Source organism: Streptomyces sp. BPTC-684, from assembly GCF_030028635.1.
In the GTDB taxonomy this organism is placed as follows: domain Bacteria; phylum Actinomycetota; class Actinomycetes; order Streptomycetales; family Streptomycetaceae; genus Streptomyces; species Streptomyces noboritoensis.
In genome coordinates, this window is record NZ_CP124863.1 from 1,660,722 (window position 1) to 1,684,574 (window position 23,853).

Here is a 23,853-nt window from a genome sequence, read left to right on the forward strand (position 1 = left end):
AGTGACAACCCATTCGATTCGGCCTTCCGCCGGAGGAGCCGGAGAACGGCGACGAGGGCAAGGAGAAGGGCAAGGGCAACCAGGGCGGCCCGGCGAATCCGTTCGGGTTCGGTACCGGGGCCGGCGGCGCGGACAATCCGTTCGCGGCGATGTTCAGTTCGCTGAACCCGAACGACCTGGGAGCGGCCTTCCAGCAGCTCGGCCAGATGCTCAGCTACGAGGGCGGTCCCGTGAACTGGGACATGGCCAAGCAGATCGCGCGCCAGACGGTGGCCCAGGGCACCGCCGACGGCACCAAGGACGAGAGCGTCGGCCCGGCCGAGCGCGCCGCCGTCGAGGAGGCCGTCCGCCTGGCCGACCTGTGGCTGGACAGGGTGACGTCGCTGCCCTCGGGCGCGTCGACGGCCGTGGCGTGGAGCCGCGCGGAGTGGGTCGAGGCGACCCAGCCGACCTGGAAGGAGCTCGTCGACCCGGTCGCCGAGCGCGTCGGCGCGGCCATGGGCGGCGTGCTGCCCGAGGAGATGCAGGCCATGGCGGGCCCGCTGATCGGCATGATGCGCTCGATGGGCGGCGCCATGTTCGGCCAGCAGATCGGGCAGGCCGTGGGCGTCCTCGCGGGCGAGGTCGTCGGCTCGACCGACATCGGCCTGCCGCTCGGCCCGGCCGGCAAGGCCGCGCTGCTGCCGCTGAACATCGAGGCGTTCGGCAAGGACCTCGGCGTCCCGAAGGACGAGGTCAGGCTCTACCTGGCCCTGCGCGAGGCGGCTCACCAGCGTCTCTTCGCCCATGTGCCGTGGCTGCGCTCGCACCTGTTCGGCGCGGTCGAGGGCTACGCGCGCGGGATCAAGGTCGACACGGCGAAGCTGGAGGACGCGGTCGGCCAGCTCGACGTGTCCAACCCCGAGCAGCTTCAGGAAGCCCTTCAGCAGGGCATGTTCCAGCCGGAGGACACCCCGGAGCAGAAGGCCGCGCTGGCCCGTCTGGAGACGGCCCTGGCGCTGGTCGAGGGCTGGGTGGACGCGGTGGTCCACGAGGCCGCCAAGCCGCGCCTCACCTCGGCCGACGCCCTGCGCGAGACGCTGCGCAGGCGCCGGGCGTCCGGCCGTAGCAGACCTTCGCCACCCTGATCGGCCTCCAGCTGCGGCCGCGTCGGCTGCAGGACGCCTCGCGCCTGTGGGCCTCGCTCACGGACGCGCGCGGGGTCGACGGCCGCGACGGCCTGTGGGAGCACCCGGACATGCTGCCGACCGCCTCCGACCTGGACGACCCGGACGGCTTTGTCCACCACGAGCAGCTGGACTTCTCGGAGCTCGACAAGATGCTCGGCGAGGCGGCCTCCCGCAAGGACGAGCCCGACGAGCCCAAGGACAAGCCCCGGGACAGCGGCGACGGCAAGGACGACGACAGCAAGTGAGCCTGTACGAAGACGCGGTCCTCGTCCTGAAGGCGTACGAGGACCAGCCCGAGCTGCGCCGGACGTACCTCGACCATCTGTCGGCGCACCCGGACGGGATGTGGAAGGCCTGCGAGGCCGGCCACCTCACGGCGAGCGCGCTGGTCATCGCTCCGGAGCGCGGACAGGTGCTGCTGACGCTGCACCGCAAGCTGAACATGTGGCTGCAGATGGGCGGCCACTGCGAGCCCGAGGACGTCTCGCTGACGGCCGCCGCCCTGCGCGAGGCGACCGAGGAGTCCGGTGTGTCCGGTCTCACACTGCTGCCGGGCCGGCCGGTCCGGCTCGACCGGCACCCGATCCCCTCGCCCTGCAACTGGCACCTGGACGTCCAGTACGCGGCGCTGGCCCCGGTCGGAGCGGTCGAGGCGATCAGCGACGAGTCGCTGGACCTGCGCTGGTTCGGCTACGACGAGGTGGCCGAGGTCGCCGACGACTCGGTGGTCCGGCTGATGGAGGCCGCGCGGGCCCGTCTGTGACGGGCTGACAGGCCGGCCGATCGCCGGGCGGCAACGGATGGACGGGTAAGGGGGCGGTCGCCATGGCGACCGCCCTGTACCGATGACCGCTTGCAGATGCCCGGTCAGCTCCAGGCGTTGCCCTGGTTCTGGGCGTGGGCGCCCTGCTGGCCCACGCCGTACTGGGCCCGCAGGCCCTGGCCGATCACCGCGCTCTGCGGCGGCAGCACCTCGCTGGGCTGGACGAGCGCGAAGCCCTGCCCGAGGAAGCTGAGCTCCCAGCCCTCGCCCGTGTTGCCGCGCCGCCGCCACACGCCCGTGGAGTGCGTCTGCGCCTGCATCTGCACCCTGAGCGAGGTGGACCAGGCCACGATGGCGTCGGCGTCGGCGTTGACGTACTTGTCGGGGGTGACCTGGAGCATCAGCGGCTGGCCCGAGGTCATCAGGACGACCTTGCCGGTGCCGGTGATGTTGAGCTGGAACTTGCCGGTGCCGGAGATGCCGTACTGGCTGTCCACGGCGATGACCTCGTAGTGCAGCGAGGAGTCCATGGCCAGGACGTAGCCGCTGTCCACGGTCAGCCGTCCCGGTCCACGTCCACTACGTGGACGTACTGCGCGAGGTTGGCGAGGTAGACGGTGCCCTGGCCGGAGACGCGCATCAGGTCCAGGCCCTCGCCGGTGTGGGCGCGGGCGCGCTGGTGGCCGTTCGACTGGTACTCGCCGTCGAACTCCATCGGCCCCTGGTAGGCGACCATCGAGCCCTTGCGGGCGAGGATGTCGTCGTGGCCGGTGAGCACCACCCGCAGCATCTGCGCGTTCTGCGCGCTGTAGCGCTCCTGGGACTGCTGCTCGGTGTAGCTGAAAAGCGGGCTCTGCATGGTGTTCTCGCTCCCCCTCAGCCCCGGGCCCGCAGGCGGTCGGTGCTGTCCTCACTCGGCTGTACGACGACGATCCCCTGGCCCGAGAAGGCCATCTGGTAGCCTCTCCGCTGCCCCGGCCGATCAGCGAGGACGCCTTGAAGCTGCGCTTGCCCTTCACCTTGAGGTTCGGGGACCAGGCCACCAGGGCGTCCGGGTCGACGTACGTCTCGTCCTCGCCACTTCCGCAGTCGACGACGACCGGGGTGCCGCGTGAGGTCAGGGCGACCCAGCCGGTGCCGGAGATCTTCACGTTGAACAGGCCCTGACCCGCGAACTTGGCGAGGCCCTTGACCCGCTCGACGCCCCACTGGAGGCTCGCGTCGAAGGCCAGCACATTGGTGCCGTTGACGGACAGCGCGTCGTTGTTGAGCTGGACGACGACCACATTGGCGCCGTAGTCGGCGAGGTAGAGCAGTCCGTCGCCGGTGCACTTCATCAGCGGGGCGCCCTCACCGGTGATCCAGTCGCGGGCGATCTGGCGCACGGCCGGCAGGTTCGGCTCGTACTGGATGAAGCCCTCGTAGGCGACCATCGAGCCCACGCGCGCGAAGAGGTCCTGTCCGGTGGCCATGGCCACCTTGAGCATGGCGCTGCCGTGGTTCTCCATCCGGGCGGCGACGGGGGTGGGGGCATAGCCCGCGAGCTGCTGGTTCATTGTCCGGGCTCCCTCAGACCTCGTACGGCTGGACGACGATGAAGTTCCCGGGCGCGCCGCGGAACTGCAGGTTGACGGACTCGCCGCTGTGGCCGGGGTAGGCGTTGCGGCGCAGCCGGACCTGGCTGGAGACGATCACCTGCGAGGCGGACGACCAGGCCACGATCGCGTCGCTGTCCGCGAAGGTGGTCGGGGTGACCGGGAGGACCACCGGGGTGCCGTGGGTCATCACCACGAGCGTGCCGGTGCCCTGGAACTGCATGGTGAACAGCGCGCCGCCGGGGATCCCGTGGCCCTCGATGCGGCGGACCTCGTACTGGAGGGACTCGTCGAAGGCCAGGACGTGCTCGGCGGAGACGCAGATGCCGTCGCCCTGAAGCTCGATGGGGTGCAGATGGGCGCTGTTCTCGGCGAGGAAGACCTGGCCGCGGCCGCTGCAGCGCATCAGCTGCATCTCCTGGCCGGTCGCGTTGCCGACGATCCGGCCGGCGAACCCGGCGCCCTTGTAGCCGAAGTCGACCTTGCCCTGGTACATCACCATGCTGCCCTGGCGGGCCAGCACCGGGGAGCCGCCGACGCCGAGGTCGACCCGGACGAGCTGCTTGTTCTGCGGGGTCCAGCGCTGTCCGGTGGGCAGCTCCTTGTACTGCTGGATGGCGCCCGCGAGGCCGCCGCCCTGCGACATCCCTGGACACCGGGCTGCTGACCGTACGGGGTGGGCTGGCCGTACGGGCGGGCGCGCCGGGCGGCTGGGCCTGGCCGGGGTACTGGCCTGGACCTGGCCGTACGAGGGCTGCTGGGGCGGCTGTCCGTACGGGGCCGGGGCGGCCGGGGCGGGACGGTGCCCGGCGGCGGTCATGGGCGCGGCGATGGTGGGCGCCGCGTGGATCTGCGGGCTGGGCGCGGGCGCCGGGGGCGGCGTGGATCCCGGCGGCGGCGGTGCGTAGTGCTGCGCGGGAGCCGGGGCCGGGGCGGGCGCGGGCGTGCCGAACTGCGGGGCCGGCTGCGGGGGCTGGCTGCGGTGCGGCCGGGGCGCCGAACTGGGGCGCGGGGGCCGTCTGGGCGGGCGGGGCGAAGCCCGGGGCGGCGCCCTGCGGCTGCCGCGGCGCCGCGGGCTCCTCCTCGGCGACCTCGCCGCCGAAGTTCTTCAGCAGGGCCTCCAGGCCGCCGTCGAAGCCCTGGCCGACGGCCGCGAAGCGCCAGACGTCCTTGAGGTAGAAGTCGCCCAGCATCACCGCGCGCTCGGTGCTGAACTCGGCGCCCGTGAAGGCGTATTCGACGACCTCTTCGCCGCCGGCGACGACTTGATGTACCCGGGGCCGACCTGTGACATCTGGCCGGCGCCGTCGATCGTCGCGGTGAACGAGAGCTTGTGGACGTGCGCCGGGATGCGGTCCAGGGTGACGCGGAACGACTCGGTGTCGCCGACCTGGGCGCCCAGGAGCTGAATGGACTCCTCGGGCGACTTGGGCTGGTTGAAGAAGATGAAATACTGGTCGTCGGACAGCTGCTCGTTGGCGTCGAGGCCGAAGCAGCTGATGTCGAAGGACAGCCCGGGGGCGCCGATCTGCACGCCTACATGCAGATCGGTCCCCGCTGTCAGGTCACTGATCTTGGCCTTGTGGCCGCGCTGGAATTCCCTGGCCATGCGTAACGACCGTCCCCCATCCCGAGTGTGATTGGTCGCGCCAGGCCAACGGCTGGCCACGACAATCGGCCAAGCCGGTACGCATTCGGTACACGATCGCCGAGATCACTCTCCGCGTGCGGCGGGCAGATGGGGCAGCCGGTCGGCCGCCACCACCCCTTCGAGGTAGCCACGCGCGCGTTCCGTACGGGGATAGGCCTCCAGCAGCCGCCAGAAGCGCGGCCCGTGGCCCGGCACCAGGAGGTGGGCCAGCTCGTGGACGAGGACATAGTCGACGACGTACTCGGGCATGCCCTGGAGCCGGTGCGAGAGGCGGATGCTGCCCTCCGCCGGGGTGCACGAGCCCCAGCGGGTGTTCTGGTTGGTCACCCAGCGCACCGAGGCGGGACGCGCGCGACCGTCGAAGTACAGCTCGGACAACCGCTCGGCGCGCTCGGTCAGTTCCGCGTCGCCCAGCATCCGCTTGCTCTCCTGGGCGGCGAGCTTGTCGAGCATCACGCTCACCCAGCGCTGCTCCTCGGCCCCGGACATCCGGGCCGGGATCAGCACGATGGTGCGGTCGCCCTCGCGGTACGCGGAGACCGTCCTGCTGCGCCGGGCGCTCCTGCGCACCTCGACCGCGCTCGTCGAAGGACCGCGGGGCGGCGGACTTGTCGGACTGCGGGGCGGGCTTCCGGCACTCTGTAGTGGGTCGGCGGGCACGCCCCGACGTTACCCGCTGTCAGTGGGGAAGTCCCGCCTCCGGGAGGGCTGGCCCATGATCCATTCAGGGCGTGCACCATTTGAACGACTAATGCCCCGCCTGTGGACAACTTTCCGCACGAGTTCGCCGCACCCGGCATTCTGGCAACGGGATCACACGACGGGGGTGGAAATGCATCCGATGCTGAAACCGGCACCGCGCCGGGCATGGCGGGACCGGCAGACCGTGCAATTCGGGGTGACACCGGCGCGGGCGGTGGTGGTCTCGCCCGTGGACACGGCGACGGGGGCTCCTGGATCTGGACGGCACCCGCGGCCTGCTGCTGCTGCACGAGGAGGCCAGGGCTCTGGACCTGTCGCCCGGCCAAGTCGACGCGCTGGTGGAGCGGTTGACCGAGGCGGGGGTGGTCGACGACCTGACGGCCGGCGGCCCGGCGGCGCGGCGCCGCGCGGGCGGACCGAGGCGTTCGACCGGACCAGATCCGATCTGGCCTCGCTCTCCCTGGTCCATCCCGAACCGGGCGGCGGGGCACGGCGGTTGGCGGCCCGCCGGTCCCTGAGGGTGCAGGTGCGGGGCGCGGGGCGGGTGGGGGCGACGATCGCCTCGGTCCTGGCCGCGTCGGGGGTGGGGCGGGTGGAGGTGCTGGACGGCGGGACGGTCCAGCCGTGGGACGTGGCGCCGGGCGGGCTGCCCGAGCAGGCGGTCGGTGAGCGCCGGGTCCCGGCGGCCCAGCAGCTCGTGCGGGCTTCGGCGCCGGGCCGTCCGCCCCGGTCCGGCGAGCGCGACGGGCCGACCGGGCTGTCACTGATCGTGGTGGCCCCCAGGGACGGGCTCGATGTGTACGCACCGGATCCGGTGACCGGCGGGGAGTGGGTGGCAGCGGGCATCCCCCATCTGTACGCGGGAGTTGTGGAGACGACCGGGCTCGTGGGGCCGCTGGTCCTGCCCGGTGGCACCGGGTGCGCGGGCTGTTCGGCGCTGGAGCGGGCCGAGCGCGATCCCGGCTGGCCCCGGATGCTGGCGCAGTGGCGCTCCGGCCGCCGCCAGGGTGCCGTACCGGCCTGTGATCTGGCGCTGGCGACCGCCGTGGCGGGGCTGGCCGCGGCGCACGCGCTGGCCTTTCTGGACGGCGACCTCCCCGCGAGTACGGGCACGCGCTGGGAGGCGTCGCTGCCCGCGCTCCGCTGGCGGGCCCGGCGCCTCGGGGCCCGGCTCGACTGCCCTGCGGCGCTGGTGGGAACAGTGAAGGGGAGGACACCTCGGGGGGCGCACGGCCGCAGGACACAATGGCCCGGTAACCGCTGTCAACGACGCACTGCCGCGAGGCGCGCGGCACGGCCGGCTGGGAATTGGAGGGGCGCATGTCCGATCTTCCCGGAAGGCGGTCACCCGGACCGCCAAGTTGGCCGCGCTGCCACTTGGTTTCGCCGGGCGTGCCACCTGGGGCCTGGGCAAGCGGATCGGAGGCAAGTCCGCGGAGATAGTCGGCCGCGAGCTCCAGCAGCGCACCGCCGAGCAGCTCTTCAAGGTCCTGGGCGAACTGAAGGGCGGGCGATGAAGTTCGGGCAGGCCATGTCCGTCTTCGAGTCGGCGCTGCCCGAGGAGGTCGCCGGTCCCTACCGGGCCGCGCTCACCAAGCTGCAGGAGGCGGCGCCGCCCATGCCGACCCGTACCGTGCACGCGGTGCTCACGGAGCGGCTCGGGGAGGAGTGGCGCGAGCTGTTCCTGGAGTTCGACGAGAAGCCCGCCGCGGCGGCTCGATCGGGCAGGTGCACCGGGCGGTCTGGCACGACGGGCGCGAGGTCGCGGTCAAGGTGCAGTACCCGGGCGCCGGGGAGGCGCTCCTCTCGAACCTTGACGCAGCCGAGCCGGTTCGCCCGGCTGCTCGGGCCGCTGATCCCCGGCATGGACATCAAGCCGCTCATCTCGGAGCTGCGCGACCGGGTCTCGGAGGAGCTGGACTACGAACTGGAGGCGCGCGCCCAGCGGGAGCACGCGGCGGAGTTCGCGGACGACCCGGACGTGGTGGTGCCCGATGTGGTGCACCAGCGCGACCAGGTCCTGGTGACCGAGTGGATCGAGGGGACCCCGCTGTCCGAAGTGATCGCGGACGGTACGGAGGAGGAGCGCGACCGGGCGGGTCAGCTGCTTGCGAGATTCCTCTTCTCGGGCCCGGCGCGGACCGGGCTGCTGCACGCGGACCCGCATCCGGGCACTTCCGGCTGCTGCCGCCGGAGGAGGAGGGCGGCGCGTGGCGGCTGGGCGTACTGGACTTCGGGACGGTGGACTGGCTGCCGGGCGGGCTGCCCCGGACGATCGGCGACTCGCTGCGGATGACGCTCGACGGCGACGCCGAGGCGGTCTACGCGCTGCTGTGCGAGGAGGGCTTCGTGAAGGAGTCCATAGACCTCGACCCGGACGCGGTCCTGGACTATCTGCTGCCGATCATCGAGCCCGCGCAGGCGGACGAGTTCACCTTCACCTGTGCCTGGATGCGCGGGCAGGCGGCCTGGATCGCCGACCCGCGCTCCCCGCACCAGTTGGGCAAGCAGCTCAACCTGCCGCCCGCGTATCTGCTGATCCACCGGGTGACGCTCTCCACCATCGGGGTGCTGCGCCAGCTGGACGCGACGGTCCGGCTGCGGGACGAGCTGGAGCGGTGGGTGCCCGGGTTCCTGCCCGTGGCCGCGGAGGAGCTGGGCGGGCTGGAGAACCTGACGGTCCTGGAGGCCGGGGAGCCGGACGAGGAGGAGGACGAGCAGCCCGCCGGGGCGTGAGGTCCGGGCGGTCCGGCGGGCCTGGGGCTCCGCGCGGGTCACCACCACACGGAGTCGAGTCTGCTCTCGATCGCCTGGATGTTGGCGCGCGCACAGGCGTCGCAGAAGTAGAGACGCTCGCCGTTCTCGACGGAGTAGGTCCAGGTCGGCGGAGTGCTCTCGGCAGGGCGCCGCAGCTCGAGCACACAACGGTCTCGGCAACCGGCTGGGTCGGGTCGTCCATTTCGTGACGATACCGCCGCGGCCGGTGGTTGCGCATAGACCGCGGGGGGCCGGTCCGGACCGGCCCCCGCGCGCTCATTCATCACTTCGCGCACTGGCCGACGGTGCGGCCGTTACTGCATGACGGCCATGGCCAGGGCGCGGCGGGCACGCATCGACACGCGCTCGGCGCGGCGCTGCATCCGCCGGGCGGCGATCAGGCGCATGGCCTGCTGCTCGGCCTCGGCTTGCCGCAGGCGCTCGTGCATATGGGCACGGGCGAGGGCTTCTGGCATGAGTTGCATTTCGAGGGTCCTGTTCTGACGCGAGGCGTTCGCGCCGGTGGTGGTGAAGTCTGGGGTCGCGGAGCCCATGGGCTCGCTGGCGGACGTCGTCATCGGGCCTGCTTCTGGGGGTCGTTCGTGAGGGGGCGGTCGATGGTTCCCGGGCGGTTCATGCCGCGACCGGGTTCTTGCGCGGGCGGCCACGCGGCCGCTTGCGGGCCACGACCACGCCCTGGACGAAGAGCTCGCCGCCCCAGACGCCCCAGGGCTCGCGCCGCTCCTTGGCCCCGGCGAGGCGGGCCCCGACCAGCGGGCAGGTGCGGCAGAGGGACTTGGCGTACTCGACGTCCGCCGGGGACTCGGCGAAGAAGACCTCCGGGTCGTACGAGCGGCAGGGGACGGGTACGCCGGGTTCTCGATGGCGTCGTCGAGCGCGGTGCGCGGTGAGGGGTCAAGGCGGGGTCCTCGACCGGGCGGGGGATCGTCTGGGGCGGTACGGACGGGGCGTGCGCTTCGAGTTGCACGGTGTTTTCTTCCTCGTCTTGTTGTCGGTCCGGCCGGTCGGCCGGGTTTCGGCTGGTACCGAGACCCTTCGCGCTGTCGTCCCCGTTCGGGGACAAACAGAAGGGCCGCGGATCCCCGGTGGGGTTCCGCGGCCCTGAAGGCGCCCGCCTGATCCTGGATCAGGCTGGATCACTCCAGGGTTCGAGCCCACGGAAGGCCCACATCGTGTGGTGCTGCGTCGTCGCTTCTCGGCTCCGGCACCGGCCGCCGCGAAGACATAGGCCTGGGCCTGTCCCTTCACCACTGCTGCTTCCGGTGCCTGGGTCGGTCGCTCATTGCCGTTCCGCACGGGGAGGCTCGCCAGGGAGGACGGAATGACGACCGAGAGGCCGAGCAGACCGGAGACACCGGTGGACAGACCGGTGCCCTGGAACGAGGAGCCGAGCGGGCAGGTGGCGACGACCGAGCGATCGGTCATTTTGGCGGTGCTGATGCCGGTGAAGTTCATGAAGCTGGTCACTGGTCTCGCCTCCTCTCGGCGTCTCGGGGAGCTGGGGCCCGGGGGCCTTGATCCCATGCGTATTCGGATAAGTACGGCAAGTAGAGCACGGCCGCAGGGCCTCTGAGAAGCCGCTGTTTCCGTGGTTAAGAACCTATGGGGATTCCTGGGGCGGGCGCAAACTATTTTTCCCACGAGTTTTCAAGAGGGCTCCTCATCGCTTCCGCCAACCTCCTGGCCTGCGCAGATGGCCAGGACATCGGTGCCGAAGCGGTCCAGCTTGCGGACCCTGACCCCGAGATCACCGCGAGCTCCCCGCCGCTGGACGGCACGGCCTCCGCGATCGCCATCAGGGTCTTGTCGGTGAAGACGCAGTACGGCGGCTGCCCCAGCAGGCTCGCCTGGCCCGCCCGCCAGTCGCGCAGCCGCTCGTGCAGACCCTCGTCCATGTCGGAGGGGCAGTCCTCGCAGCGCATCAGCTTCATCTCACCGGCTTCGGTGAGCGTCTTGCCGCACACCCGGCACAGGACCGGGCCGCGCCGGGTCCTTCCGCGGGCGGCGCCGCGCTCGACCCCGCCCGTGGAGCCCGCCGACGAGGAGCGGGCGCCGAGGGCCGCGGAGCCCGGCCGCAGGCCGTTCAGGAAGCGGCTGGGGCGTCGCGACGGCCGACCGCCGGGAGAGCGCGAGAGCGACCAGGACAGGGCCAGGTGCACCCGGGCCCGGGTGACGCCCACGTACAGCAGTCGGCGCTCCTCCTCGACCTGCTCGTCGGTCTTCGCATATGTGATCGGCATCAAGCCCTCGGTGAGACCGACCAGGAAGACCGCGTCCCACTCCAGACCCTTCGCGGCGTGCAGCGAGGCCAGGGTGACGCCCTCGACGGTCGGCGCGTGCTGCGCGGCCGCGCGCTCGTCGAGCTCGGCCACCAGGTCGGAGAGCGTCGCGCCGGGCTTGGCACGCGCGAAGTCCTCCGCCAGCCGGACCAGCGCTGCCAGCGACTCCCAGCGGTCGCGGACCGCGCCGGAGCCCGCCGGGGGCGCGGACGTCCAGCCCTTGGTGCCGAGGACGGCCCGGACCTGGGACGGCAGGTCCACGGCGTCGTCGAGGAGCGAGTCGTTGCCCCCGCGCGGGCCGCGCCGCGCAGGGCGACGCCCGCCTCCTGACCTCGGGCCGCTCGAAGAACCGCTCGGCGCCGCGCAGCTGGTAGGGCACGCCCGCGTCGGCGAGGGCCTGCTCGTAGATCTCCGACTGCGCGTTGATCCGGTAGAGCACGGCGATCTCGCCGGCCGAGACCCCGGAGGCGATCAGGTCGCGGATGCGCCGGGCGACGCCCTCGGCCTCGGCCTCGTCCCCGTACTCCGTATAGACCGGCTCGGGGCCCGCCTCGCGCTGGGAGACGAGTTCGAGGCGGTGCTCGGCGGCGCGGCCGCGCGCCTGGCCGAGCAGGCCGTTGGCGAGGTGCACCACCTGGGGGTCGAGCGGTAGTCCTGCACCAGCTTCACCACCGTCGCGTTCGGATGGCGGGTGCGGAAGTTCAGCAGGTGGTCGGGGTGGCGCCGGTGAACGAGTAGATCGTCTGGCTGGCGTCGCCGACGACGCAGAGGCTGTCCTGCTCGCCGAGCCACAGCTCCAGGAGGCGCTGCTGGAGGGGGCTGACGTCCTGGTACTCGTCGACCACGAAGTGCTGGTACTGGCTTCGATCTGCTCGGCGATGTCGTGCCGGTCCTGGAGGACGCCGACCGTGAGGAGCAGCACGTCCTCGAAGTCGATCATCCCTCGGTCGCGCTTGAGCTCCTCGTACGTCCCGTAGATCTGGGAGATCTCGGCGGGGTCGCGCGGGCGTCGCGCTGGGACTTGGCGACCGCCGCCGGGTAGTCGGCGGGAACGGTCTGGGTACCTTCGCCCACTCGATCTCGCCCGTGACGTCCCGCAGCTCGCCCTGGTCGAGCCGGACGCGGCAGCGGGCGCCCGCCTCCGCGACCAGCTGCACCTTGCGCTCGACCAGCCGGGGCAGCCCACCGCCGACCGCCTTGGGCCAGAAGTACTGGAGCTGGCGCAGGGCGGCCGAGTGGAAGGTGCTGGCCTGGACGCCGCCCGCGCCGAGCTGGGCCGGCCGCGCATCTCGCCCGCCGCGCGATTGGTGAACGTGACGGCCAGCACACCGGGCTGCAGGATCCCGGCCCGCACCCCGTACGCGATCCGGTGGGTGATCGCGCGGGTCTTGCCGTCCCGGCTCCGGCCAGCACGCACACCGGTCCGTGCAGGGCCGTCGCGACCTCGCGCTGCTCGGGGTCGAGGCCGTCGAGCACCGCGTCCGCCGAGTCGGGGACCTGTGGGAAGAGGGAGGAGTGCGTTGCTGATGTCACCCCGCCATGCTGCCAGGTCGGCGGGGGCGGACGGGACGCGTTGTCCACAGGGGGCGGGATTCGTCGTACCAATGCCTCCCGCTGCCGCCCCGCTGTCTCCCCGCGTCGCTCGGGAATGGCGGCCCGATCGCGTACGTTCAACCCTTGGCGCTCACCCGCTGAGCGCCACCGACCGAGATCCACCCATCGAGCCGAACATGAGGAGTGCGAGAGCATGCCGGGCACTGTGACGATGTACAGCACCACGTGGTGCGGCCCGCCGTCGGCTGAAGAGCCAGATGGACCGCGAGGGCATCACGTACAACGAGATCAACATCGAGCAGGACCTGGAGTCGGCGACCTTCGTCGAGAAGGCCAACGGGGCAACCAGACGGTGCCGACCGTGCTCTTCGCCGACGGCTCGACGCTGACGAACCCGTCGCTCGCGCAGGTCAAGCAGAAGATAGGCGTCTGAGCCTCCGCACCACGCGCGGTAGAGGGCCCCCACCGGCGCGGTGGGGTCCTCCGTGTGCCGGGGCCCGTGGGCGCCGGGCTCAGTGCGTGGGCCTGGGCGCGGCTTGCCGTACCAGAGCTCGATGAGGCGGGCCGCGATCGAGATGCCGTACGGCGCAGGACCTCGCCCGACTCGAAGGCGGCGCGCAGGTCCTCGCGGGAGAACCAGCAGGCCTCGTGGATCTCCTCGCCGTCCACGTTGATCTCGGACGACGTGGCGTGCGCCATGAAGCCGAGCATCAGGCTGGACGGAACGGCCAGGGCTGGCTGGCCACGTACTCGACCTCGCCGACCGTGACGCCCGCCTCCTCGAAGACCTCACGGCGCACCGACTGCTCGATGGACTCGCCGGGCTCGACAAAGCCGGCCAGGGTCGAGAAGCGGCCCTCCGGCCAGTGCACCTGGCGGCCGAGCAGCGCCTGGTCCTCCTCGTCCGTGACCAGCATGATCACGGCCGGGTCGGTGCGCGGGTAGTGCTCGGCGCCGCACGCCTGGCAACGGCGGATGTGGCCGGCGGCCGCGATGACCGTGCGCTCGCCGCAGCGGGAGCAGAAGCGGTGCAGCCGCTGCCAGTTCTCCAGGGCGACCGCGTGGACCATCAGGCCCGCGTCCCGGGGCGACAGGAGCAGCCCGGCCTCGCGCAGGCCCGCCGCGCGCGCTGACTGGTCCATCCGGCCCGGCAGGGAGTCCTTCTGGAGCGCGAAGTAGCTGACGCCGTCGTCGTCGGTGCCCAGGAAGTAGCGGTGGGTCTCGGTGACGGGGGCCTCGAAGGCCGGGGTCATCACCAGTTCCGTACGGCCGTCGGCGGTGTCGTCGATCAGGACCTGTCCGCCGGAGACCACGAAGACCCTGGTCGTCGGGTGGCTCCAGGCCGCCGCCAGCCAGGCCTCGTCCAGGCGGTGGTGGGCCGCGCGGTCATGCCGCTCGGCTCGGTGAGGCTGATGGGTGTGGCGAGGCCGATCGGCCGGTCCGCGGTGGCGTCACTGCTGGTGGTGCTGGTGGTGCTCACAGGTGCTTCCAACTCCCCGGGTGGATGGGTTCAGCGGTGTTCGTTCGGCGGTGGTGCGTCGGGCGGGGCCCTTCACCGCCGTACGGCGGCGAGGTCGCCCCACAGGTGGGCGGTGGTCTCGACGCCCTTGAGGAGGAGGTCGACCTCGACCTTCTCGTTGCGCGCGTGCCAGCCGTCGGACGGGACGGAGATCCCCGGGAAGAGCACCGGCGCGCCGAGCACGTCCTGGAGGTCGGCGACCGGGCCGGAGCTGCCCTCGCGCGTGAAGCGGATCTTCTGGCCGAAGGCGCGGCCCATGGCCCGTACGACGGACTGCAGGGCCGGGTGGTCCAGCGGCGTCAGACAGGGCGGGTGCCCGCGCTGAAGGCGATCTCGTGCCGGATGCCGGCCGGGACCTGCGTGGCGACCCACTCCGTGACGAGCTTCTCGATCCGTTCCGGATCCTGCCCGGCGACCAGCCGGAACGACAACTTCACCATCGCCGACGAGGGGATGACCGTCTTGCCGCCGGGGCCCTGGTAGCCGCCGCCGATGCCGTTGACCTCGGCGGTCGGCCGGGCCCAGACGCGCTCAAGGGTCGATCCGGCTTCGCCGTGGGCGGCGCGGGACTTGGCGGTACGCAGCCACTCGGCCTCGTCGAAGGACAGCTCGGCGACGAGCTCGCGCTCGGCGTCCGTCAGCTCGGCGATGCCGTCGTAGAAGCCGGGCACGGCGACCCGCTCGTCGGCGTCGTGCAGCGCCGCGACCAGGCGGGCGGCGGCGGTGGCCGGGTTGGGCACGGCGCCGCCGAAGGAGCCGGAGTGGATGTCCTGGTCCGGTCCGTACAGCCGGATCTCGCATTCGGCGAGGCCGCGCATGCCCGTGCACACCGTAGGTGTGTTCTCCGACCACATGCCGGTGTCGGAGACGATCACGGCGTCGGCGGCGAAGCGGTCCGCGTGCGCCTCGACGAGAGCGCGGAAGTTCGGCGAGCCGGACTCCTCCTCGCCCTCGACCAGGAGCTTGAGGTTGACGGCGGGCGCGGTGCGGCCGGTGGCGGCGAGGTGCGCGCGCACGCCCAGGGTGTGGAAGAACACCTGGCCCTTGTCGTCAACCGCGCCCGCCCGTACAGCCGGCCGTCGCGCAGCTCCGGCTCGAAGGGCTCGGTGTGCCAGCCGTCCTCGCGCGCGGCGGGCTGCACGTCGTGGTGGCCGTAGACGAGCACGGTGGGGGCCTCGGGGTCGCCGGAGGGCCACTCCGCGTAGACGGCCGGGGCACCCGGCGTCTGCAGGACCTCGGTGACCGGAAGCCGGTCTCCTTGAGTTTGGCGGCCAGCCAGTCGGCGCTGCGCCGTACGTCGCCGTCGTGCTCGGGCTGGGCCGACACGGACGGGATCCGCAGCCACTGCGCGAGGTCGTCGAGGAAGGCGGCGCGGTGCTGCTCGATGTACGCGCGCACGGTGTCGTCGGCTGCGGTCTGGACGGCGCTGTCCGGGGTCTCGCTCATGCCATTGAGCCTATCCGGCCGGTGGTGGGGGATGTCCGCCGGTGTCCCGGCCGGGTGGGGTGGGGATGCGAGGGCGGCCTCCTCGCGCACGTGCCCGTGCTCGGCCCCGCCGTCGCCCTCTCCCCTGCTCCCCAGCAGGATCCGCTCCAGCTCGGCGCGGCCCGGGAGGCGGGCGGGGCGGACGTGTCCCCTGTACGTACGTACGGAAGGCGGCCGTGACGGATTCCAGCGGGACGCCGTGCTGCTCGGCCCACGCGAGCCGGTAGACGGCGAGCTGGAGCGGGTCGCCGGTGGCACCGCGGCCCGTCTTCCAGTCGACGATCTCGTACGTGCCCGGCCGCTCGCCCGGGTACACCGCGTCGATGCGGCCGCGGATGACCCGGCCCGCCAGCGTGAGCTGGACCGGCGCTTCGGTGCGGAGCGGGGTGCGCCGGGCGTACGGGGAGCGCTCGAACGCCTCCCTGAGGGCCGCCAGGTCGCGCTCGTCCGCGATGTCGGCGTCGCTCTCGTCACCGCCGGGGAGCTCGTCGGGGCCGAGCATGGGCAGCGGCAACTCCTCGAAGCGGACTCCACCCAGGCGTGGAACCGAGTGCCGCGGCGGGCGGCGGGCTGCGGCGGCTTCGGCATCGGGCGGGCCAGCTCCTGGGCGAAGCCGTCCGGGTCCGCGGCCAGCCTCAGCAGGTCGGAGGCGGTGAGCGAGGGCGGCACCTGGACCTCGCGGCTGGTGGCGCGGGCGCGGCGGAGCTCAGTGGTGAGCGCCTCCAGGTCGCGGTCCCAGGAGGCGATGGCGCGGCGCTCCTCGGGGGTGAGGACGGGTTGCGGGGCGGAGTCGGTACGGGAGTCAGTACGGGGGCGGGAGGGCTGGGCGGGCGTCGGCGCGCGTGGGCGTCGGCCGGGGCGGGACTCCGCCGGTGCCCGGCGCTGGGTCGGTGCCCGGTGTTCCGCCGGTGCCGGGTGTTCCGCCGGTGCCGGGCGCTGCGTCGGTGCCAGGTGCTCCGCCGGTGCCGGGCGCTGCGTCGGCTGGCTCTCCCAGCCGTCCTCCAGCGCGGAGAGGGCATCCAGGTCGTCTGCCAGGTCGTCCGCGTCACCGAAAGCGTCGAAGCCGTCGAAGTCGTCGGGCGGGAGCGGGTCGTCCTCGTAGGGCCCGTCCTCGTAAAGGAAGTCGGCCTCGTAGAGGAAGCCGTCCTTCACGCGCGCGTGAACCGAGTCCTCGTCCTCGCGCGCGTAGTACGGCTCTTCCGCACCCGCCGCCCCCGTCCAGGTACGCCAGGACCGTCCCGCCGCCGCCCGTCGGCGTGCCAGGGATGTGGGGTCGAGCAGGAGCGGCCACGCGTGTGTGGCGGCCGACTCGCTCAGGGCCGGGTTCTCGGCGTCCTCGGCCGGCTCGTCCGCCCAGGCCTCGATCTCGCCGTGGCCCGCCTCGCAGTGGGCGTACAGCGCGTGCAGGAACCCGGACGGGCCGCGCGGCTTCTTCTGGCTCAGGCCCCACCAGTGGCCCGAGCCGAGGAGCAGCGAGCGGGGGCGTGTGAACGTGACGTAGCCCAGGCGCAGTTCCTCGGTGTGCTGGTGCTCCTTCAGCTCCTCCTTGAAGGCCTTGAGGCCCTTGGCGTCCCACTCCGAGTGGCCGGGAGGGTCTGGGCGTCGCCGCGCAGCGCGTGCGGGAGGGCCTTGGCCTGGGCCGTCCAGGCCTCTCGTGACTGGGTGGAGGAAGGTTCCGGTGACCGGCCGGGGACGGCGACCACGTCCCACTCAAGTCTTTGGACTTGTGGGCGGTGAGCACCTTCACCGTGTTCTCGCCGCCGGGCAGGGCGTTGTCCAGGCCCTTCTCGTACTGGGCGGCGGTGCGCAGGAAGCCGAGAAAGGCCAGGAGCGAGGCCTCGCCATCGAGGGCCGCGAACCCCGCCGCTATGTCCAGGAAGTTGGCGAGGGTCTCGCGGCGGCGGGCGGCCAGGGCGTGCGGCGAGGCCGAGAGCTCGACCTCCAGGCCGGTGGTGGTGAGCACGCGGTGGAGCACGTCCATGAGCAGGTCGGCGAGCGAGCGGCGCGGATCGCGCAGCTCGGCGGCGAGCCGGGCGAAGCGGACCCGTGCCTCGGCCGAGAACGGCAGCTCGTCGTCCTCGCCGTCGCCCGACTCCAGGAAGGTGTCGAGCGCGTCCGCGAGGAGATCACCTCGCCGGGTCGACGCCCTCCACGGCGTCCGCGAGCCGCTGGTCCGGGTCGTCGGACCCGGCCCTCTCGCGCCGTACGAGATGGCGGGCGCGGCGGCCGAGCAGGGCGAGGTCGCGGGGGCCGATGCGCCAGCGCGGGCCGGTCAGGACACGGACCAGCGAGGCGTTGGCGCCCGGGTCCTGGAGGACTTCGCAGACCGCCACGAGGTCGGCGACCTCCGGGAGGTGGAGCAGCCCGGAGAGGCCGACGACCTCGACGGGGATGTCGCGCGCGACGAGTGCGCCCTGGATCTGCGGAAGTCGCCCGCGGTCCGGCACAGGACGGCGATCTCGCCGGGCTCCTTGCCGGTACGGACGAGGTGTGCCAGGGAGTCCGCGAGCCAGTCGATCTCTTCCTGGTGGGTGTCGAGCAGCGCGATGCGGACCGTGCCGTCGCGCTCGGCGCCGGGGGCGGGGCGCAGCGCCTCCACGCCCGCGTGCATCGCGCGCAGCGGCGCGGCCAGCGAGTTGGCGAGGTCGAGCAGACGGCCGCCGCTGCGGCGGTTCTCGCCGAGCGAGTGGCGGGTGGCGGGGCTGCCGTCCTCGTACGGGAAGTGGCGCGGGAAGTCGTCGAGGTTGGCCACCGAGGCGCCGCGCCAGCCGTAGATGGCCTGGCAGGGGTCGCCGACGGCGGTCACCGCGTGTCCGGTCCCCTCGCCGAACAGGGCGGCGAGCAGCCGGCGCTGGGCGACCGAGGTGTCCTGGTACTCGTCGAGCAGCACGACGCGGAACTCGTCGCGCAGGATCCGGCCGACCTCGGGGCGGGTGAGGGCGAGCTCGGCGGAGAGCCCGATCTGGTCGCCGAAGTCGAGCAGGTCACGGGATTTCTTGGCATCCCGGTAACGGACGGTGAGGTCGAGGAGTTCCAGCCGCCCCTCGGCCGCTTCGGGCACCTTGCGCAGATCCGCGTTGCTGAGCCTGGCGCCCTCAAGGGCGCGGAGCAGCGCCCGGTCGTACGCCCTCAGCTCCTCCGGTCGTACGAGGTGCTCGGCGAGCTCCGCGTCCAGCGCCAGCAGGTCGCTGACGAGGGAGGCGAAGGATTTCGTCAGCGCGGGGTAGGGGCCGGGCGCCTCGCGCAGCACGCGGGCCGCGAGCTGGTAGCGGGTGGCGTCCGCGAGCAGCCGGGAGGTGGGCTCCAGCCCTATCCGCAGGCCGTGATCGGTCAGGAGCTGTCCGGCGAACGCGTGGTACGTCGAGATCAGGGGCTCGCCCGGCAGGTTGTCCAGGTCGATCGCGTCCGGTCGGTGATGCCCGCCCGGACCAGGGCGGTCCGGACCCGCTCGGCGAGCTCGCCCGCGGCCTTGTTGGTGAAGGTCAGGCCGAGGACCTGCTCGAGGGCGACCTGCCCGGTGCCGACCAGCCAGACCACCCGGCCGCCATCACGGTGGTCTTCCCGGACCCGGCGCCGGCCACGACGACCTGCGGGGCGGGCGGGGCGGTGATGCACGCCGTCTGCTCCGGGGTGAACGGGATGCCGAGGAGCTCCTTGAGCTCTTCGGGGTCGGTGAGGAGGGAACACCCAGAGAGGCTAACGGGGGCCACTGACAACCGTGGTCCCCGTCGGCGTCGGTGTGACGCTCCCTGCACCCCGCACGGGGCGCGCCCCGTGCGTCAGACCTTCAGCTCGTCGGTCCCGCCCGAGCCGGAGCCGCCGCCCGGCTTCATGCCCAGCTTCTCCAGGTCCATGATCTGGTCGGCGGGCAGCGGGGTGATCGTCACCGGCTTGTCGTAGTCACTGAAGGTGACGGTGCCCGGCTCGTCGCCGCCCGTCTCGGCGACCTTCAGCAGACGGGCCGGCCCCTGCTTGGCGACGTACATCGTGACGGAGCCGTCGCTCTTCTTCTTGGTGAGCGTGACCGCGGGCACACCGGCGACGACGGTGTCGGCGCCCTTGGTCATCCCGGTGCGGTCGGCCTTGTCGTCGTCCATGCCCGCGACGAGCTCGGAGAGCACGCAGAACTGGCCCATGTCGTCGCCGGACGCCTTGCCGCGGCGCTTCTTGGACTTCTTCAGGGCGTCCGCCGGCATCTTCATCCAGCGGCCCTTGAGGACCTCGATCATGGCGTCGGCCTCCCGCTTGGGGGTGCCGTCCTCCTTCGCCATGGCCCGGTAGAACTTCTCGTCGCCCTTCACGTAGTAGGACTTGGCATCGGCCTTGAGCACGCTGACCGTGCCGCCCTTGACGGTCGCCTTGCCCGAGCAGTTGCCCTGGCGGGTGACCGTGACCTGCATGGTCATGTGCTCACCGTCGGAGATGCCCGCGCCGGCCACCTTGACGGTGTTCGCCGCCTTCGTCACGCCGACCGCCTTGTCGGCGATCGCGTCGGGGGTCATCCCCGCGAACAGGTCGGCGGGCGTCGGGGACGCCGTGGCGGACGGCTTCTTGGCTTCGGAAACGCCCTTGGCCTTGGTGTCGCCGTCCTTGCCGCAGCCCGCAAGACCGGCGACAGCGGTCGTACAGACCACCGCGACGACCAGAACCTTCCGACTGACCCGCATGCGTCTCTCCTCACAGACCGATGAACCCGCGACGTGGGCGACTGTCGTGGCCCCATCAATACAGCGCCCCCACCGCCGCATCCGTCACTCCAGCACCTGCCGCCCCTCCGGCTGGGCCGAGCACGACGTCGGAATGTGCAGTTCGTGCAGTGCTGGCCCGGGTTCGGGGTGAAGTGCTCGTCCAGGACGCGGCCCGCCGCCGTGGCGAGGAGGTCGCCGACCCACTCCCCGCCAGCGGCTCCTGCGCCTGGACCTTCGGGTACGCCTCGCCGCCCTCCTTCTTGGGGGCGCTCTGGCGCAGATGGACCAGCTCGGCGCCGCCGGGCGCGGGGCGCCCGCCCGCGAACGCCTCGTCGACCGCGCCCCGCTCGACCGCCAGCTGATAGACGGCCAGCTGCGGATGCGCGGCCACCTCGTTCGCGGTGGGCGCCTGCTTGCCGGTCTTGAAGTCGACTACGTAGGCGCGGCCCGCCTCGTCCGCTCCACCGGTCCATGGAGCCGCGGATGCGGACCTCGTACTCGCCCGCCTCCAGCGTCACGTCGAAGTCGTGCTCGGTGGCCACGGGGGTGCGGCCCGTCCGGTCGAGCGTGTGCCAGCGCAGGAACCGCTCCAGCGCCACGCGCGCGTTGTTCTTCTCCTGGGCCGACTTCCAGGGCGCGTCGAAGGCCAGCGCGTCCCACACCGAGTCAAGCCGTTCCATCAGCACGGCCAGGTCGGCAGGCGTACGTCCGGAGGCGACCTCGTCCGCGAGGACGTGCACCACGTTGCCGAAGCCCTGCGCGGCGGTCGCGGGCGCGTCGGCCTTCACCTCCGGCCCAGGAACCACTGCAGCGCACGGGTGTTGGCGAGCTGGTCGAGCGCGCTGCCGGAGAGCACGACCGGGTGATCGCGGTCGCGCAGGGGAACCGCGGAGCGCGTCGGCTCGTTCAGCCCCCACCAGCGGTACGGGTGGGCCGCGGGAACCATCGGCTGGCCCTCGTCGTCGGTGAGGGCGGCGAGGCGGGCGAGACGGCGGGCGGCGGCGTCCAGCAGCGCCGGACGCCTCCGGGTCGACGGTGGTGGCGCGCAGCTCCGCCACCAGCGCGGCGACGGCCAGCGGGCGGCGGCCGGCCCGTTATGTTCGGCTCCTCGCCGAGCTCGGCGAGGAAGCGGGGGCTGGTCGCCGTCGTCGGCCGGGGCCTTGACCGCCGTCACGACGAGACGGTCGCGCGCGCCGGTGGCGGCGACGTAGAAGAGGCGGCGCTCCTCGGCCAGGAGGGCGCCGGGGTGAGCGGTTCGGCGAGGCCGTCGCGTCCGATGCGGTCGGCCTCCAGGAGCGAGGCCGGCGGCGCAGATCGGGCCAGAGCCCTTCCTGGACGCCCGCGACGACGACCAGGCTCCACTCCAGGCCCTTGGAGCGGTGGGCGGTCATGAGGCGTACGGCGTCGGGGCGCACGGCGCGGCGGGTGAGGGTGTCGGCGGCGATGTCCTGGGCGTCGACCTCCTCCAGGAAGTTGAGCGCGCCCCGGCCGCCGGTGCGCTCCTCGGCGCGCGCCGCGGTGTCGAACAGCGCGCACACCGCGTCCAGGTCGCGGTCGGCGTTGCGTCCGGCCGTGCCGCCGCGCAGCGCGGTGCGCTCCAGGCGCTGGGGCCACGGGGTGCCGCTCCACAGCTCCACAGGGCCTCGGCGCGGTGCCGCCGCCCTCCAGGAGCTCGCGGGCCTTGCGCAGCAGCGCGCTCAGGCGCTGGGCGCCCCGGCGTACGCGGGGTCGTGCGCGACGAGCCGCTCGGGCTCGGCGAGCACGCGCGAGGAGGACGTCCGAGGGCGGCGGCACACGTTGCCCGCCGCCCGCTCCTCGTCACGCAGGGCGCGGCCGAGGCGGCGGATGTCGGCGCTGTCCATGCCTCCGAGGGCGAGGTGAGCAGGTCGAGGGCGGTCTCGGGGTCGAGCCAGGTGGGCGGGGTGTCACCGGCCGTGTGACCGTCGGCGGCCACGTCGCCGACATCTGCCGTGGCGACGTCATCTGCCGCGTCGGACTCACCTGCCGAGCCGCCGCCCCCTGCCACGCCGCCATCGGCCGTGTCACTGTCGGCAGCAACGTCCCCGTCAGCGGCCGCACCCGCCCTCTCCTCGCCCCCTCCGCCGGGCCGAGCAGCGCCGCCGTCGCCACCGCTCGCAGGGCCGTCAGCAGGGGCGTCACCGCGGGCTCGTGGCGCAGCGGGATGTCCGTGCCGTCCACCTCCACCGGGACGCCCGCCGACGTCAGGGCGCGGCGCAGGGCCGGCAGGGCACGGGTGCCCGCGCGGGTCAGGACCGCCATGTCGTGCCACGGAACGCCCTCTTCCAGATGGGCGCGCCGGACGATGTCCGCGATGTTCTCCAGCTCCGTGGAGGCCGTCGGGTAGGTGTACGCCTCGACGCGCCCGCCCGCGCGTACCGCCGCGAGCTCGCGGTGGGCCCGTACCTTCTCGGACGGCAGGCGCGGCATCGGCATCCGCCGGGTCAGCAGCCGGGTCGCCGCCAGGAGCGCCTCGCCCGAGCGGCGCGACGTCGTCGGCACCTCGACCGGCGCCGGAGTGCCGTCGGAGCGCCGGAACGTGTCCGGAAAGTCGAGGATCTAGCTGACGTCGGCGCCCTGGAACGCGTAGATCGACTGGTCCGGGTCGCCGAAGGCGCCGCGTGCGGCCACCGCCCGCGAGGGCCCGCAGCAGGCGGACCTGAGCCGGGTCGGTGTCCTGGTACTCGTCCACGAACACCGCGTCGTACGCATCGGCCAGAGCGGGCCCGTACGACGGGGCGGAGGAGGAGACGTGGGACGACGTGCCGGAGTGCGGGGCGCGCTCGGCGAGCAGCACCGCCCGGTGGACCAGTTCCGCGTAGTCCAGTACGCCCTGGAGGTCGAGGACGTCGAGATATTCGGCCAAGAAGGCGGCCGCCGCACGCCAGTCGGGCGGCCGGTGCGCCGGGCGAAGTCGGCCAGCGCGTCAGGACCGAGGCCCAGCTCGCGGCTGCGGGCGAGCACCGCGCGCACCTCGTCGGCGAAGCCGCGCGTGGTCAGACAGGCGCGCAGCTCGTCGGGCCAGCGGACGGGGCGAGCCCTCGCGCTCCAGGTCGAGCTGACCGGCCAGCAGACCGCGCACGGCCACGTCCTGCTCGGGGCCGGACAGCAGGCGCAGCGGCTCGGCGAACAGGTCGGCGTCCTGGTGGGCGCGGACCAGGGCGTAGCAGTAGGAGTGGAAGGTGGTGGCCTGCGGGCCCCGGGTGCCGCCGAGCCGCAGCGCCATCCGGTCGCGGAGCTCCACCGCCGCCTTGCGGCTGAAGGTGAGGACGAGGATCCGCTCGGGGTCGGTCCCGGCGGCCACCCTGGCCGCGACCGCCTCGACGAGCGTCGTGGTCTTGCCGGTGCCGGGCCCGGCGAGGACGAGCAGCGGCCCCCGGCCATGGTCAACCACCGCCCGCTGCCGTGCGTCCAGCAAGGGGTCCACCTGGCTCACGGGGTACGTACCAGTCGGTACGCGCCGGCGGACTGCCGTCGTACCTGGGGGTACGTCGTACGCCCGGTGAAGGAGGAGGAGCTCACGTGGATCGCCGGTCCTGGTGGGTGGTGCTGGTGATGGGGGTACGGACGGGGGCCGTGCCGACTGTCGACGGTACGCCGAAGCGCGCCCGGCACGCCGCGAGTCATCCGTACGGGCCTGCGGCCGCCCCGG

Annotated in this window: 5 protein-coding genes and 17 pseudogenes; 5 read left to right on the plus strand and 17 right to left on the minus strand. The window is 72.8% G+C overall.

The features are described from left to right. Nucleotides 1-11 precede the first annotated feature (11 nt). Together QIY60_RS07325 and QIY60_RS07330 are read left to right on the plus strand one after the other, a co-directional pair. A pseudogene (locus QIY60_RS07325) lies at nucleotides 12-1,414 on the plus strand (zinc-dependent metalloprotease). Beyond that, on the plus strand, nucleotides 1,411-1,932 hold the full coding sequence (locus QIY60_RS07330) for an NUDIX hydrolase (protein WP_283141682.1): 522 nt from the start codon (nucleotides 1,411-1,413) through the stop codon (nucleotides 1,930-1,932). The pseudogene QIY60_RS07325 and the gene QIY60_RS07330 overlap by 4 nt, the downstream one beginning before the upstream one ends. 104 nt (nucleotides 1,933-2,036) lie before the next feature. Here QIY60_RS07330 and QIY60_RS07335 read toward each other — a convergent pair. The 4 genes and pseudogenes from QIY60_RS07335 to QIY60_RS07350 all read right to left on the minus strand — a co-directional run bounded on the left by QIY60_RS07335 (nucleotide 2,037) and on the right by QIY60_RS07350 (nucleotide 5,838). Next, nucleotides 2,037-2,791 (minus strand): annotated as a pseudogene (locus QIY60_RS07335) (AIM24 family protein). 17 nt (nucleotides 2,792-2,808) lie between these two features. Then, nucleotides 2,809-3,488: pseudogene (locus QIY60_RS07340) on the minus strand (AIM24 family protein). 13 nt (nucleotides 3,489-3,501) lie between these two features. Further along, nucleotides 3,502-5,136: pseudogene (locus tag QIY60_RS07345) on the minus strand (TerD family protein). 105 nt (nucleotides 5,137-5,241) lie between these two features. Further along, nucleotides 5,242-5,838 (minus strand): M48 family metallopeptidase, encoded by a 597-nt coding sequence (locus QIY60_RS07350; RefSeq protein WP_283141683.1) that lies wholly within the window; start codon nucleotides 5,836-5,838, stop codon nucleotides 5,242-5,244. A 172-nt stretch (nucleotides 5,839-6,010) separates the two neighbouring features. Between QIY60_RS07350 and QIY60_RS07355 the strand changes: the two are divergent. Next, nucleotides 6,011-7,137: pseudogene (locus QIY60_RS07355) on the plus strand (ThiF family adenylyltransferase). Between the two features lie 50 nt (nucleotides 7,138-7,187). After that, nucleotides 7,188-8,616, plus strand: a pseudogene (locus tag QIY60_RS07360) (AarF/ABC1/UbiB kinase family protein). A gap of 38 nt (nucleotides 8,617-8,654) precedes the next feature. Here QIY60_RS07360 and QIY60_RS07365 read toward each other — a convergent pair. The 8 genes and pseudogenes from QIY60_RS07365 to QIY60_RS32730 form a co-directional block, all read right to left on the minus strand. Continuing rightward, nucleotides 8,655-8,839: pseudogene (locus QIY60_RS07365) on the minus strand (hypothetical protein). A gap of 112 nt (nucleotides 8,840-8,951) precedes the next feature. Then, a pseudogene (locus QIY60_RS07370) lies at nucleotides 8,952-9,274 on the minus strand (hypothetical protein). Next, nucleotides 9,271-9,625, minus strand: a pseudogene (locus tag QIY60_RS07375) (WhiB family transcriptional regulator). Before QIY60_RS07375 ends, QIY60_RS07370 begins: the two co-directional pseudogenes overlap by 4 nt. Nucleotides 9,626-9,784: 159 nt before the next feature. After that, a pseudogene (locus QIY60_RS07380) lies at nucleotides 9,785-10,113 on the minus strand (hypothetical protein). A 173-nt stretch (nucleotides 10,114-10,286) separates the two neighbouring features. Next, nucleotides 10,287-11,198, minus strand: a complete 912-nt coding sequence (locus tag QIY60_RS07385) for a 3'-5' exonuclease (RefSeq protein WP_283141684.1) — start codon at nucleotides 11,196-11,198, stop codon at nucleotides 10,287-10,289. A 124-nt stretch (nucleotides 11,199-11,322) separates the two neighbouring features. Then, a pseudogene (locus tag QIY60_RS07390) lies at nucleotides 11,323-11,571 on the minus strand (ATP-dependent DNA helicase); the annotation flags it as partial. Nucleotides 11,572-11,638: 67 nt separating this feature from the next. Then, entirely contained in the window at nucleotides 11,639-12,163 is a 525-nt protein-coding gene (locus tag QIY60_RS07395) for a UvrD-helicase domain-containing protein (protein WP_283145846.1), read from the minus strand. 104 nt (nucleotides 12,164-12,267) lie between these two features. Continuing rightward, nucleotides 12,268-12,354, minus strand: a pseudogene (locus tag QIY60_RS32730) (hypothetical protein); the annotation flags it as partial. Nucleotides 12,355-12,684: 330 nt separating this feature from the next. Here QIY60_RS32730 and QIY60_RS07400 point away from each other — a divergent pair. Then, nucleotides 12,685-12,924: pseudogene (locus QIY60_RS07400) on the plus strand (mycoredoxin). Between the two features lie 99 nt (nucleotides 12,925-13,023). Here the strand turns inward: QIY60_RS07400 and nudC are convergent. From nudC to QIY60_RS07425, 5 genes and pseudogenes are all read right to left on the minus strand, one after another. Continuing rightward, nucleotides 13,024-13,923: pseudogene (gene nudC, locus QIY60_RS07405) on the minus strand (NAD(+) diphosphatase); the annotation flags it as partial. 120 nt (nucleotides 13,924-14,043) lie between these two features. Then, nucleotides 14,044-15,456, minus strand: a pseudogene (locus QIY60_RS07410) (dipeptidase). A 132-nt stretch (nucleotides 15,457-15,588) separates the two neighbouring features. Then, nucleotides 15,589-19,211: pseudogene (locus QIY60_RS07415) on the minus strand (UvrD-helicase domain-containing protein); the annotation flags it as partial. 63 nt (nucleotides 19,212-19,274) lie between these two features. After that, complete coding sequence (locus tag QIY60_RS07420; protein ID WP_283141685.1) at nucleotides 19,275-20,162, minus strand: hypothetical protein; 888 nt, start codon at nucleotides 20,160-20,162, stop codon at nucleotides 19,275-19,277. Nucleotides 20,163-20,246: 84 nt separating this feature from the next. Beyond that, nucleotides 20,247-23,595 (minus strand): annotated as a pseudogene (locus QIY60_RS07425) (ATP-dependent DNA helicase). Nucleotides 23,596-23,853 lie beyond the last annotated feature (258 nt).